The organism is Streptomyces sp. AM25 (genome assembly GCF_058146165.1).
Map to the genome: position 1 here is coordinate 1 of NZ_JBKIWN010000062.1, position 12,233 is coordinate 12,233.

The 12,233-nt window shown below is 72.3% G+C and carries 9 protein-coding genes and 1 pseudogene; 4 read left to right on the forward strand and 6 right to left on the reverse strand.

All coding sequences use genetic code 11. From position 1 onward, the window contains the following. Window positions 1-38: 38 nt before the first annotated feature. The 3 genes from ACLHRZ_RS35375 to ACLHRZ_RS35385 all read left to right on the forward strand — a co-directional run bounded on the left by ACLHRZ_RS35375 (window position 39) and on the right by ACLHRZ_RS35385 (window position 1,043). Window positions 39-320, forward strand: a complete 282-nt coding sequence (locus tag ACLHRZ_RS35375; protein ID WP_490422724.1) for an integrase core domain-containing protein — start codon at window positions 39-41, stop codon at window positions 318-320. A gap of 214 nt (window positions 321-534) precedes the next feature. Continuing rightward, a complete protein-coding gene (locus ACLHRZ_RS35380) occupies window positions 535-786 on the forward strand; it encodes a type II toxin-antitoxin system Phd/YefM family antitoxin (protein ID WP_490422725.1) in 252 nt (83 codons plus the stop codon). After that, window positions 783-1,043, forward strand: a complete 261-nt coding sequence (locus tag ACLHRZ_RS35385) for a Txe/YoeB family addiction module toxin (protein ID WP_490422726.1) — start codon at window positions 783-785, stop codon at window positions 1,041-1,043. Before ACLHRZ_RS35380 ends, ACLHRZ_RS35385 begins: the two co-directional genes overlap by 4 nt. Window positions 1,044-1,554: 511 nt before the next feature. Here ACLHRZ_RS35385 and ACLHRZ_RS35390 read toward each other — a convergent pair. The 4 genes from ACLHRZ_RS35390 to ACLHRZ_RS35405 are packed head-to-tail and all read right to left on the reverse strand — an operon-like array spanning window position 1,555 to window position 10,046. After that, window positions 1,555-2,820 carry a TIGR02679 family protein gene (locus ACLHRZ_RS35390; protein ID WP_490422727.1) on the reverse strand — a complete coding sequence of 422 codons (1,266 nt, stop codon included), beginning with the start codon at window positions 2,818-2,820 and terminating at the stop codon, window positions 1,555-1,557. Then, complete coding sequence (locus ACLHRZ_RS35395; RefSeq protein WP_490422728.1) at window positions 2,810-6,961, reverse strand: TIGR02680 family protein; 4,152 nt, start codon at window positions 6,959-6,961, stop codon at window positions 2,810-2,812. The genes ACLHRZ_RS35390 and ACLHRZ_RS35395 overlap by 11 nt, the downstream gene beginning before the upstream one ends. Then, on the reverse strand, window positions 6,958-8,493 hold the full coding sequence (locus ACLHRZ_RS35400; protein WP_490422729.1) for a TIGR02678 family protein: 1,536 nt from the start codon (window positions 8,491-8,493) through the stop codon (window positions 6,958-6,960). The genes ACLHRZ_RS35395 and ACLHRZ_RS35400 overlap by 4 nt, the downstream gene beginning before the upstream one ends. Further along, window positions 8,490-10,046 (reverse strand): TIGR02677 family protein, encoded by a 1,557-nt coding sequence (locus tag ACLHRZ_RS35405; RefSeq protein ID WP_490422730.1) that lies wholly within the window; start codon window positions 10,044-10,046, stop codon window positions 8,490-8,492. Before ACLHRZ_RS35405 ends, ACLHRZ_RS35400 begins: the two co-directional genes overlap by 4 nt. Window positions 10,047-10,267: 221 nt before the next feature. Between ACLHRZ_RS35405 and ACLHRZ_RS35410 the strand changes: the two genes are divergently transcribed. Next, window positions 10,268-11,110: a recombinase family protein gene (locus tag ACLHRZ_RS35410; RefSeq protein ID WP_490422731.1), complete on the forward strand. Its 843-nt coding sequence runs from the start codon at window positions 10,268-10,270 to the stop codon at window positions 11,108-11,110. A 145-nt stretch (window positions 11,111-11,255) separates the two neighbouring features. Here ACLHRZ_RS35410 and ACLHRZ_RS35415 read toward each other — a convergent pair whose 3' ends face one another. After that, on the reverse strand, window positions 11,256-11,657 hold the full coding sequence (locus tag ACLHRZ_RS35415) for a hypothetical protein (protein WP_490422732.1): 402 nt from the start codon (window positions 11,655-11,657) through the stop codon (window positions 11,256-11,258). Continuing rightward, a pseudogene (locus ACLHRZ_RS35420) lies at window positions 11,654-12,233 on the reverse strand (hypothetical protein); the annotation flags it as partial. The gene ACLHRZ_RS35415 and the pseudogene ACLHRZ_RS35420, both read right to left, overlap by 4 nt.

The following is a 12,233-nucleotide window of genomic DNA, read 5'->3' on the forward strand; positions in this document are numbered from 1 at the left end:
ACAACTACCCCTTATCTAAGTGGCATTGAAGTAATTACATGTCAGCCGAGTTCGGAGAGGCCCTGGAGCGGTTCGGCCTTCGCCGGTCTTCCGGGCGGACCGGTATCTGTTTCGACAACGCGATGGCCGAATCGTTCTTCGGCGCCCTGAAGAACGGGCGCGTTTCCAGGGTGGCTTATCTGACGCGTGAGATCGCCAGACGGGACATCACTCGATACATCGAGCTCTGGTATAATCACAAACGCCTCCACTCGGCTGCTGGTTACCGCCCTCCGCGAGAAGTCCACGCCGAATACATGGAGTTGCGGGCAGTCGCGTGAAATAGACGGTCAGGACACTGTCCGGAAAGAGGCGCCTCACCTCCTGGGGTTTTCGGTGGACTGTGAGTGCGTGGTCATGGTGATGATCCCATGGCGATCCCACGGCCTTGGGGCGTTGCGTGTGGGCGGAATGTCTGCGGTGGTCGTTCATGCTCCGGTCTGGACTGGCCGCACCACGCCATGTACGGTTTCCTGTACGTATGGAGGTGGGTTGATGAAGACGATGTCGTATTCGGAGTCGCGTGCCCGGTACGCCGAGGTGCTCGATGCGGTCACTGATGACCGCGAGGAGATCGTGATCACCCGCGCCGGCCATGACCCTGTTGTGATCGTTTCCCTGGAGGACTACGAGTCTTTGAAGGAGGCTGCGTACCTCTTGCGGAACCCGGTGAACGCCAGGCGTCTGCTGGGCTCGATCGACCGGTTGGAGAGCGGTGGGGGAGTCGTGCGGGAGCTGGCTGAATGAAGCTGGTGTGGGACGAGTCGGTCTGGGACGACTACCTGTGGTGGCAGACTCAAGACCGGAGGGTCCTCAAAAGGATCAACATCTTGATCGCGGATGTGCAGCGTGGCGGCAACGAGGGCATCGGCAAGCCGGAACCTCTCAAGCACGGGTTTCGGGGTTACTGGTCACGCCGTATCAATGACGAGCACCGCCTGGTTTACAAGATCGCAGGCGACGAGGTTCGTATCGCGGCATGCCGGTACCACTACGAAAGCTGAATGGTCGGGCAGCCCAACAGGCGCACGCCGAGCATTCCCGCCAGCCCGTCCAGGAGGGCAAGCCCCGGACATTTCGAGTTTCCTTGAGAGTTTACTGGACCTGCCGACGGGCCTGGCCTCCGGGTGTCTGGAGCGGCGGTACAGCAGTGTGTGCGGGCGCAAGGAGAGGCCCGGGGGCAGATGGGCCAGGGTGGTCACTGGTTCGGCCGAACAGATGGCCTGTTGCACGGACTGCAGGGCAGCCGACCCGAAGAGGCTCACCCAGGGCGGCACCGCGCTCGACCCGTGGCGTACGCGCACGGCCGCGTTCATCGCTGCCCGGCGCGAGGGCGGACGCCAAGGCCCGCCGCAAAAACTCGACACCGCCCAGCGAGCGGCCCTCACCCGGCCCGGCTTCGACAGGGCGCAGCCCGGGAAAGATGCACGCCGCGCCGAACCGGCGACCGGTGTCTCGGTACAGGGGCCGGGCCGGTCGCCGCGGTCATGCATGGCGGGGCGGTGGGTGGTCGCGTCAGCCGAGGTCGGACAGGAGGTGAGGCAGCAGGCGTTCCTCCATGACGGCCTGGCCTGATTCGCTCATGGCGGGGGCGAGGGCTGGGTCCCAGGGGCTGGGCGCGGGCGGGCCGGTGAGGGGAGTGGACTCGCCCTGGCGCAGGGCGTCCTGATAGTCGGCGGTGGTCATGCGCCAGGGTTGTGCGCCGTGGCGTTCGATGGCGGCGGCGGTGATGCGCAGGCCCGTCCAGTCGAAGTCGGCGCGCCAGCGCAGCCGGGCCCCGGCGCGGGCCGCGTCGGCGAGGAGCTTGTGGCAGGCAGCGGAGGGGATGCCTTCGGTGCACACCAGGGCCGCGGCGCGGTCTTCGAGTGCGGCGGCGGCCGCGCGCAGCACGGCGGGGTTCTCGCAGACGTGGATCTCGCGGGCGGCGGGCACCACGGCGTCGCCACAGGTCAGCTGGTGGAGGGTGAGCCGGAAGGGGAGGCCGCAGTCGGCGGCGTCGCGCAGCCAGTTGCAGACCGCGTTCTGGCCCCGGGCGCCGATGTTCAGGACGAGGACCTGGCTGGCGAGGTCGTCGGCGACGGCTCCGGCGCTCTCCCACAGGGCGCGGCGCCCGGCCCGGTCGCGGGGCACAGGGACCCAAGCCCCCGGGGCACTGCCGCGCTGGGCGAGGGCGCGCAGGACGAGTTGTTCGAGCGGGGAGCCGGGGATCAGGGCCTTGGTGTCGCCGGTGGCCCATTCGGCCAGTACGGGAAGGGGGACGGGGGTGCGGCCGCTGGGCGCGGCGGGGAGCTTCTCCAGGACGCGGACGGCGGCCTGGAGCAGGGCGGTGTCACCGCGGCGCAGCAGACGGGTGAGGGTTCCGTCCGCGGCGATCCGTTCCAGCCATGCCGTGTACCAGCCGTGGTCGGCGAGGTGGGGGGCGCGGGCTGTCGTGAGGGCACGCTCGCGCAGGACGGCCTCGTCGGCGCGTTCGGCGGGCCGGTCGCGCAGCGGGCCGTGCAGGCGGCCCAGCGTCTGGAGCAGGCCGGTGCCGTAGCGATCGTAGAGGTAGCTGTCGAGGTCGCGCAGAGGGACGGTGAGGCGCTTGGTGGTCTGGGCGCGGTAGCGGCCGGTGACGCCGATGACGGTGCGGCGTTCGGCCTCGCTCGGGGCGCTGAGGCCGATCTCGCCGTCCAGTGCGCCGCCTGTGCGCTCCAGCTTGCGGCGGGCCGCGGTAAGCAGACGCCACCAGGCCTGGCCGGTGAGTTCCCCGTAGGGTTCGGCCGGTTGTTCAGTCGGCAAGGGTGGCCTCCGTCTGACGCGCCTGGTGTGCGCTGCGCGTGCCCGGCGAGCCGAGGACGGTGCTCAGCTGCCCAGCCTCGTCGGCGTGCAGGCGCTCGCCGTCCCACAGCAGCAGCAGCGCGGAGACGGTGTGGTCGACGGCGGAGTGCGCGAGGTCGTAGTGGGCGGCGGCGCGGACGGAGGCGTGCACAGCCCATAGGTCGTACCCGGTCATGAACAGGTCGAGGTCGAACTGGGCGGCCAGCGACATGAGTTCACCGCGCCCGGTGTCGTCGACGCCGGCGAACGCCTCGTCGAGGGCGAGCAGGCGCGGGGCGTGCGGGTGGGCGGAGTTGAGCATGGCATGGGCGGCGGCGAACAGGGGCAGGTGCAGGGAGACGGACTGTTCGCCGCCGGACAGGCGGCTGTGGCGGGCGCGGGTGAGGCGTTCCTCGGCGCCGTCGGGGCGTACCAGTTGGAAGGCGAACTGCCGCCAGCGCCGGTAGTCGAGCACATCGGCGAGCAGTTGCCGGTAGGGCGTCTCGCGCCGGTCGGCGCGGGCGTTCTTGATCTGCGCGGCGAAGTGGGTGCGCATCCGGGCCAGCATCGAAGGGCCCAGACGGGCGGCGTCGGCGTCCAGGAGGGCGCACACGGCGCGCTGCTGGTCATCGAGGGTATCCGCGAGCAGCCAGCTCACCCCGACCGTGGTGCCCGAGGACATGCGGCGCTCACGCATGTCGGTGTTCATACGGCGGATCAGGTCGCGGGCGTCCACGGTGCGGTCGTGGATCTGCTGGGCGAGGCGGGTGAGCAGGGCGTCCTCAAGGATCCGCTGTTCGGAGTCGGAGAGGAGTTCGGCCTGGTCACGGCGGTGGGCGGCGATCTTCTCGGCGAACGAGGCGATGGGCAGCGGGCCCTGTTCGTCGGCGACGGTGACCACGATGACGCCGCTGGAGCTGTCCCAGGCGGGCTGGTAGTCCTGTCCGGCGGCGGCGAGCTGGGCGTGCAGGTCCTCCAGCGCCCGGGTGAGACGGGTGACGGACTGCTTGACGCTGGACTCGGTGGGAGCCAGGTCGCGGGTGGCTGCGCGGATCGCCTCGTGGACGGCGACGGCGGCGGGCGGCAGTCCGTCACCGGTCCAGTCGGCCTCCTGGGCGGGCCAGGCCAGGCCCGGCGGACAGCGCAGGATGTCGAGGAGCTCGCGGGCTGCGTACGGTTCGAGCCCGCGTGCCGTGTCCTTCTCCTCCGCCTCGGCGACGCCGCGCGCCTCGGCCGCGGCGGTGCGGCGGGCCTCGGCGGCGGCGAGCGTGGCGATGGCCGCGTGCTGTGCGGCACGGGCCGCCTCCGCCTCGGCCTCGGCTGTCTCCAGGCCGTTCTCTGCCAGCTCGACCTGGCGCATCACGTCCTGCGCCTCGGCGCCGACGGCCGCACGCAACGCATCGAGCCCGACTGCCTCCTCGGCGTGGCGGCGCCGCGCGGCGCGCTCGGTCTCGGCCGCCGCCTCCTCGTCCTCGGCGGCGGCCGTCAGCCGGTCGGCGGCGTCGTGGGCGGTCTGCGACTGCCGGGTGTGCTCGCGGCGCCGGGCGGCGAGGTCGCCCGCTGCGTGCTCGAAGGCGCGGGTGGCGCTCTCGACGGCGTCCGCGGCCTCGCCGGTGACAGCGTGCTCGGCCTCGGCGCGCCGCAGCGTGCGCTCGGCGACCGCGCAGGCGGCCTGCGCCTCGTCGTACACCTCCTGCGCGGCGTCGGCTGCCTGGCGGGTGGCGCGCAGGGTGGCCACAGCCCGGTCCAGGGCGCGCAGGGCCTGGCCGATGGCCGCGGTGCGGGGCAGGGCGGCGCGGGCGGCGGCGTACTCCTCCAGTGCCCCTTCGGTACGGGCCCGGATGCGGGCCAACTCCTCCAGTTGGCCGGCGAGTTCGGCGAGCAGCCTCTCGCAGGCGGCGATGCGGGCGGCGCGGCGGCGCTCGCGGGCGGTGGCGCCGACGTACTCGGCGTGCTCCTTGGAGTGCGCGCCGAGGAGGATTCCGGCGGCATAGCGGCCGTCCGGCGCGATGTGGGCGCCGCCGGGGCGGGGCTCGCCGGTGACGGCGACGGACTTCAGGACGGCACTGATGCGGGCGGCGGGAAGAGCCGCGCCGGGTTCGGGCCGTAGCAGGTCGGCGAGACTGGGGCCGTCGACGGGGTCGCCCGCGTGCAGGAAGCCGTCGCCGGCGCCGGCCGGGACGGGGCGGTCGGCGCCAGCGACGAGCGCGTCGAGGAGGCCGGAGGCTTCCAGGGCGGCCTCCAGGCCCGCCCGTTGCCCTTCGCCGACGTCGTCGGCGAAGTCGACGAGCCGCCACAGCGCAACGGCCGTTTCGCCGTCAGCGCTGCCGTCCCGGGCGGCAGTGCGGCCCCGGGCCGTGGGTGGGGCGTCGTCGTGCTCGGCGGCGATGCGGGCGCGTTCGGCCTCGGTCTCAGCGCGGCGCTCTTGAAGTGCGGCGCGTTCGGAGCTCAGGGCGGCGAGCCGGTCCCGTAGGTCCTGTATGGCGTCGGCGGTGGCCTCGGTGAAGGTGTCGGCGAGCGTGGCCGTCGCCGTCTGATCGCCGCCGTCGGCCGTCGCGCCGGCTGCTTCCAGTGCGGCTGCCAGGCGTTCGGCGGTGCCCTCGGGCAGCAGCGTGCCATGATGTGCCGTCCACCGCTCCAGCTCGGTGCGGGCCGCCTCGCGCCGTGTCGCGAGCGCGGCCTCCGCCTCCCGCTCGTCCCTCTCGGCGCTCGCCGCCGCTTCCTGGGCGCGTTCCTGGCCGGCCCGGGCCGCCGCGCGGGTCTGTTCGGCCTCGCGCAGACGTGTGCCGGCTGCGCGGACCGCCCGCACCCCCTCGTGCCGGGCGGCGGCGAGCGCCGTGGCACGGTCGGTGAGGGTGGCTGGGTGGGCGTCGGCGGCAGACCAGGCGATGCCCGCGCGGTGGGCGTGGTCGGCGACGGCGGCCGCGGCGGCACTGACGGCGGTCGCGGTCTCGGCGGCCATCTGAGCGGCGCGTTCGGCCTCAGCGCGGGCGCGGCCGGTGGCGGCGCCACGCCGCTCACGCTCGGCGGCACTGTGCCGGGCGGTCTGCTCGCAGGTACGCACCAGGCGTTCCAGGTCGGCGAGTTGCTCGACGGCCTGGTAGGCGGCCGAGGAGCGCAGCTGCTCAATGCGGGCGCGCAGGGCGGCGAGCGCGGCGTCCGCCTCCTCGGTGCGCGCCTCGGCGTCCGCCCGTCCCGAGCGGGCCATGGCCAGTTCGGTCGCGGCGCCGGCCTCCGCGCGGGCGCGTTCGGCGGTCTCGGCGCGCCGCGCGCTGAGCCGGTCGGCGGCGATGCGGGCGTTGACCCTCAGATACGTCGAGTAGGCGGCCAGGAAGGAGCGGGTGGCCTCATCGGCGGCGACGAGGCCCTCCAGGGTGCGTTGCACGGACTCCATGTCGTCGAAGGAGCGGGCGGCCTCGGCGATCAGGTCCTCGTCCAGCGGGCGCAGGCCCTCCGTGAGGGTGTCGGAGAGCCTGGCCGGGTCGAGGTTCTTGGCCAACTGCGGGCGGCGCAGCGTCAGGATGAGGGTCAGCAGCTGTTCGTAGCGTTCCCGGCCGAGGCCGAACAGCCGCTGGTCGACGGCGGCGCGGTAGTCGGTCGCCGAGGCGATCGGCTCACTGCCCAGTGCGGCGAGCTCGGCGGTCAGTTGCTTCCTGGTCAGCGGCCGGTCGTCGGCGGTCAACAGCGAGAACTGCTCGCCGACCCGGCCCTCGACGACGAAGTGCCAGCGCGCGGGGGTGTCGCGGTGCCGCTGGGCGTGCAGTCCGATGCCGCAGGTGACGGCCTGGCCGGTCTGACGGTGGGCGAACTCGATCCACACATAGCCGAGCGCGCCCTCCTGCCCGCGGAAGAGCAGGTTGGACTTCATGGTGCGGTCCTCGGCGGCGAAGGGATTAAGCCGCTTGGGGTCGATCCGCCCGTCGAGGACGAACGGGAAGAGCACCTCGAGGGCCTTGGTCTTGCCCGAGCCGTTGGGGCCGCGCAGCACCAGCCAGCCCCCGGCGAAGGAGAACTCCTCGTCCCGGTAGTCCCACAGGTTGATGATCCCGGCCCGGGTGGGGACGTACCGGGCCTGGGGAGCGGCGGCCGTGCCGGAGGCGCTGGACGCGGGGGAGGTGCTCACTGAGCGGAGTCCTTCATCTGGTCGGCGGAGAACGGGGCCAACTGGGGTGGGAGTGATGCCGCGGGCTGGGGCGCGGGGCCCGGTGCGGTGAGCGGAGCCAGCCCGCTCGGGGGACGGAGCCCGCGCGTTCTCACCTCGGCGGTCACGCCCCGGTAGCGGGCGAGCAGCGGCAGGGCCAGGACGCCGCCGTCCACCCGGGCGACCAATGACATCGCGGCCAGCAGGTCCAGGGCCTGATCGAGCAGCCGGTCCACGTCACCGCGCAGGTCGGCGGCGAATCCCGCGCCGTACCGGGCGGTGATGTCCCTCATCCGGCCGCGCAGCCAGGAGGTGGTGACGAACGGGTAGCGGGTGGGCGTCCGGTCCGCGTCCGCGGCGTCCGGCCCGCTCTGCGCGTTCTCGGCGCCGTCTGCGCCGTCCGACCGGTACCTCCCGTACGGCCGCCCCATGGTGTCGACCCTGGCAGCCGGGCCGGCGAGTTCCCCCAGCACCCCGTGGACCGGCAGGGCCAGGTCAATGCGGACGGCCCTCTCCGCGAGGCGCTCGGCGGCGGTCGGGGCGGGCAGCAGCTCGGGGACGTGCCCGCCGGTGCGCGCGGCTGCCTCACTGATCTTCGCGCCGAGCAGCAACGCGGCCTGGGCGACCGTGCCACCGCCCGGGAAACGCAGGTCGGACAGGCGGCCGGACGTATCCACCAGAGCGACACCCTCCGCCCGCCGCTCGACCCCCAGGCCGGTCAGCCGGCTCAGGTCCTCGGCGAGCGCGGGGGCACGCAGCTGGCCAGTCAGCTCCGGGTCCGCGTCCGCGTAGTAGGCGACCGGATGCTCCACCACCAGACGGCGAGCCCGCCGGGCCGCCGAGCGCCGCCGCGCCTCACGCCCCTGCGACAGGCCGTGCGCACCCGCCGAGTCCAAAAGCGCGGTCACCGAAGTGAGGTGCTGCAGCACCCGGGCGGGCCGGTGCACGGCGGCGAGGACCTCCCGGTCGATGTCGTACAGCGCCTCGGCCCGCTCGGGATCCGAGGCCCAGGAGGCGGCCGAACCGTCGGCCAGGCGCAGCGCGCCGCGCTCGGTGAGCCAGGTGACGGCGTCCACGAAGGCGTCCCGGTCGTGCTTGCGGGCGGTGTCCAGGCCGAGTCCCCCGACGCGCGCGGCGTCGGCCGCCACCGCGTCCGCCAGCTCACCGAGCGCCACCTGCGCGCCGTGCCGGCCGAGCGCAGCCAGGGTGAGCGCGAGATAGGCGTAGCGGCGTCGGTCGAAGGGGCGCCCGGCCCTGCTCACGGCGGGCCGGGTGGCGTCCAACTGATCCTGGGCGCGCTGGAGGCGGGCCGTGTCGGCCGTGGTGATCAGCCGGTAGCCGAGCACCTCCATCAAATCGGTCCGCAACTGCTCCGCCCAGCGGCGTACGGCGGCCAGTGCCGCGCGGTCCGGGTAGACCGGCGTGATCAGCGGATGCCGCAGCACCAGCCGTACCGCCTTCTGGTAGTCGGCCAGTTCGAGGGCTGAGACGCCCTCGGCGACCCGCGCACTCATCCGGTGACCTCCAGACGCAGCCCGTCCAGGTGCAGATCGCCGCGCACGGTACGCACCGTGGTGAAGCCCTCCCCAAGCGCGAGCGGAGCGAGGGTGAGACGCACGCCGTGCGCGGAACCGGAGGCGGCGACAGAGCCGCTCACGTTTCGGGTGACCGGCACCCGGGCGGTCAGCGCTACATCCAGCAGGGCGAGCAGGGCACGCGTCTCGGCCTCGTCCAGGACCCGGCCGTACGCGCCCTCCCGAGCCAGCCCGGCGGCCGCTCCCCGCCGCTCGGCCTGCTCCCGAACCTGCGCCGACCGCAGCCTGGCCCGTTCGGCGTCGTTGCGCTCGATCCTGCCGGGCCCCTTGAGCGACGGGCTACGGCCCGACTGCACGAGCGTACGGGCCAGCTCGACCGGCTCGGCCTCCCACCACGAGGTACGGCCCAAGACCAGCTCAGGGTCGGCGTACGGAACGGCGATGTGGCGGGGCGCGCCGAGCCCGAACACCGCCTGGAACAAGGCGTGCGCGTCGTCGTCACTGGCGCACGAGGTGAACCACTGAGCCAGATGCCGCAGTTGGCTCTCCCGGCTCACCCCGCCGCGCCGCGCCTCGGTCACCCGGCGCAGCAGCGCGAGCACGGAACGGATCGCGGTGACCGTCGCGTCCTGCAGCCGCTCGGCTTCGCTGTGCTCGCGTTCGCCGAACCAGTGCACGATGCCCGCCCAGCGCTGGCGCCAGTCGTCAAGACGCGCGGCCGGGGAACGGAAGAGCCGCTCATCGGCCTCGGCCGCGTACTCCACCATCCGCTCCACCCCGCTCGCGGCGGCCTTCTCCACCGCCTCGGCAAGGAGCGGAGCGTAACGGCCGAGCTCCGCGGTGAACTCCCGCATGTGCGCGAGCAGCGCGTCCTTGTGCGCGAGGAACACCTCGGGCCGCGTGTCGTTGGTCCGCGCCAGGTCCCCGAGCATCAGATAGAAGCGGGCGGCCCGCTGCGCCATCTCGTTCAGCACGGAGTCCAGACGGCCCAGCTTGCGGTAGACCTCCTCGGCATTACCCGCGGCGTTCGCCTCCGCGAGCGCCGCCAGGTCGGCGAGGAGGTCCGGGAAGACCAGACGGGACAGCTGCGCGTCCTCAAGCGCCGCGCCCAGGACGTCCTCCACCGCCCGATAAGCCCGGTACCCGGCCTGCGTGAACTGGTACACGTAGTGCCGGTTGCGGTACTCGGCCAGGTTCGCCGCCCGCGTCCCGTCATAGCTGCGGTCCAGCACCCGCCACTCGGCGAGCGCGTCGAGCAGCGGCTGTACATCGCCGACCGCCGCCTCGGGATGGCCGGCGGCCAGCCTGCCCAGGAGCGCAGCCGCGTCCGAGGCGTGCAGCAGCACCTGATAGTTGGCCCGACCACGGTCGAAGGCACGCAACAGCCACAGGTACTCGTGGCGCTTCTCGGCAGCGGCGAAATGGAACAGCCGCAGCCGGTCATCCAGCGTGAACGCATCGATACCGAAAGCACCCTCGTCCACCGGGTTCTCCGGGAGCGGCGCTCCCGGGAAGAGGGATTCGTCAGTCACGGACAGTGGTGGCTTCCTCGTTCGACGGGGCGATGGACCGAGCTGCCCACCAGTCTGCCGCGAGGCGACCGCCCTGCAAAATCCCCCTCCGGACGGTCCCACACAGGTATACTACGCGTTCACGTTCTCTCGGCACGACCACGCAGATCCCCGCCCGACAACCCGGTCTGCCACCGCTCAAGCGATACGCACATCCACATCGCAGGCCACACCAGTTGTAGGTGTTGGTGAAGCTGGAGATCCTGGTGCCCGCCGACCGGGGACCTGGCCGACCGTGGGTCGAACGCCCGCCGCTGCCCGCCCGGCCCGCCGAGGCCACCGCGGCGCCGATCCGGATCGGGTACGCCCGCTGCTCGATGACCGAACAGGAGATCGCCAGTCAGCTCGTGGCGCTGGAGAAGGCCGGCTGCACGAAGGTGTTCCAGGAGAAGATCTCCCCCCGGGTCCACCGGCGCCCCGAGATGGAGGCCGCGCTCGCGCTGGCCAACGCCATCAAGGAGGCCGCCCCCGACCAGGAGGTCATCCTCACCGTCCACGAGATGAAGCGCCTGACCCGCAACGCCGCCGAGCTGATGCAGCTGTCCGCCGACCTGGAGAAGGCGGACATCTCCCTGGAGCTGCTGACCGGCCCGCTCACCGGCGTCTACGACCCCACCGGGATGGGCGCGATGTTCTTCGCCGTCCTGGCCGTCGCCGCCCAGCTCGACCGCAACTACATCCGGGAAAAGACCCTGGAAGGCCAGCAGATCGCCGCCGCCAAGGGCAACCACGGCGGCCGGCCGAAGGTCATCGACGACGACTCGCTGACCTTCGCCCTGGCCCTCAAGGCCAAGGGCGTCCCGGTCCCGGAGATCGCCCAGAAGCTCACCATCAAGGAGGGCAAGAACGCCGGGAAGCACCCGTCGGTGGCCTCGGTGTACCGGGCGCTCGCCGAGGCCGAGGAAGCCGCCGGCGCGGCCCAGGCCGACGACCCGCTCACCACCGAGGAGATCGAGCTGCACGAGCGCCTGGTCGCCCAGCGTGCCCGCCTGGACGCCGAGAAGCTGGAAGAGGTGCACCCGTGATCCCGGGTCCGCACCGGATGAAGGGCGGCGCGCTGCAGCTCGGCGCCGAGGAGCCCGGTCTCCCAGGTTGTGGACGGGGTTGAGAACTGACCGTTGACCGTCACACGGCCTTGGCTCCCCGCGGCGGCGGTTTCATAGCACATGCTCAACGGCGGACAGTCCTGCTGTTGATGCTCGTGACGTTCGACGCCTCCTCCAGTGCCTTCTGGAGCCGCTCGTTGCGCAGGGCAAGGTGCTGGATCTGTGCGGCGGCGAGGGCGAGCTGAGCGGTCAGTTCTCGGTTGCGGCGGCGGAGTTTCGCGTTTCGTGCGATGAGCCTGTCGTGCTCGGTGGGCCCGCTTCGCGGGGCGGCGGGCGCCGCTCGCTGGTCGGCGATCTCCCGGGCGATCTCGGGGTAGCGGCGCCGGAAGGTGGTGTTGGTCAGGCCAAGCCGCTGGGCCAGCATGAGGACGCTGGGCCTGGTGTTGGTTTCCCGGCAGGTGCCGAGCACCTCCTGGAGGTGCTTGCGGACCAGGGCCTCGGACAGGTCAGGGACTCGGCGCGTCATGCGGGAACGGCCTCCTGCCCGTTCACTGTCAGGAAGTCCACGACCTCGGCCCGCCGGTTCTGCAGATGGTCGCGCAGACGGGGAGCAAGCGCCGGCCGCGAGGCGAGTCGTTTGTCGATGCGGGTGATCTCGCGCTGCCAGGCGGCGGTGTTCTCGGCGGTGAGAGTGACGTTGCGGCAGGCCAGGGGCTTGCAGCCGCCGTGCGAGGGGAGCCCCTCGCTGTTGCCGCGCCGGGCCCTGTCGCAGAGAGCTTTGGCGGGGTCGTTGACGCAGGTGATGTACTCACCCGGGTAGATGGCCGGGTCGTGCTGCTTCATGATCCGTTTGAGGCGGTGCTTGTCCAGGGCGACCTGGCCCTGGAACTGCGCGCGCTCGCCGAAGTCCTTCAGCCGCCGGGCGGCTTCTTCGGCGGAGGGACCGGCGAGCTCGGTGTGCTGGTGGGCGTCGATCATCTCCATGTAGACCTCGCCGCGGGCGATGGCTTGCTCGCTTTCGACTTCGGCCCGGAACCCGGAGTCACTGGTGCCCGCGTAGCCTTCGAACATCTGGATCTCGACTTTCGCTGTTCTCGTAGGT

Bases quoted from the DNA above. Each gene is read 5' to 3' on its own strand.
- ACLHRZ_RS35375 (WP_490422724.1), top strand. From the start codon at position 39: ATGTCAGCCGAGTTCGGAGAGGCCCTGGAGCGGTTCGGCCTTCGCCGG.
- ACLHRZ_RS35380 (WP_490422725.1), top strand. From the start codon at position 535: ATGAAGACGATGTCGTATTCGGAGTCGCGTGCCCGGTACGCCGAGGTG.
- ACLHRZ_RS35400 (WP_490422729.1), bottom strand. From the start codon at position 8,493: ATGAGTGCGCGGGTCGCCGAGGGCGTCTCAGCCCTCGAACTGGCCGAC.
- ACLHRZ_RS35415 (WP_490422732.1), bottom strand. From the start codon at position 11,657: ATGACGCGCCGAGTCCCTGACCTGTCCGAGGCCCTGGTCCGCAAGCAC.
- ACLHRZ_RS35385 (WP_490422726.1), top strand. From the start codon at position 783: ATGAAGCTGGTGTGGGACGAGTCGGTCTGGGACGACTACCTGTGGTGG.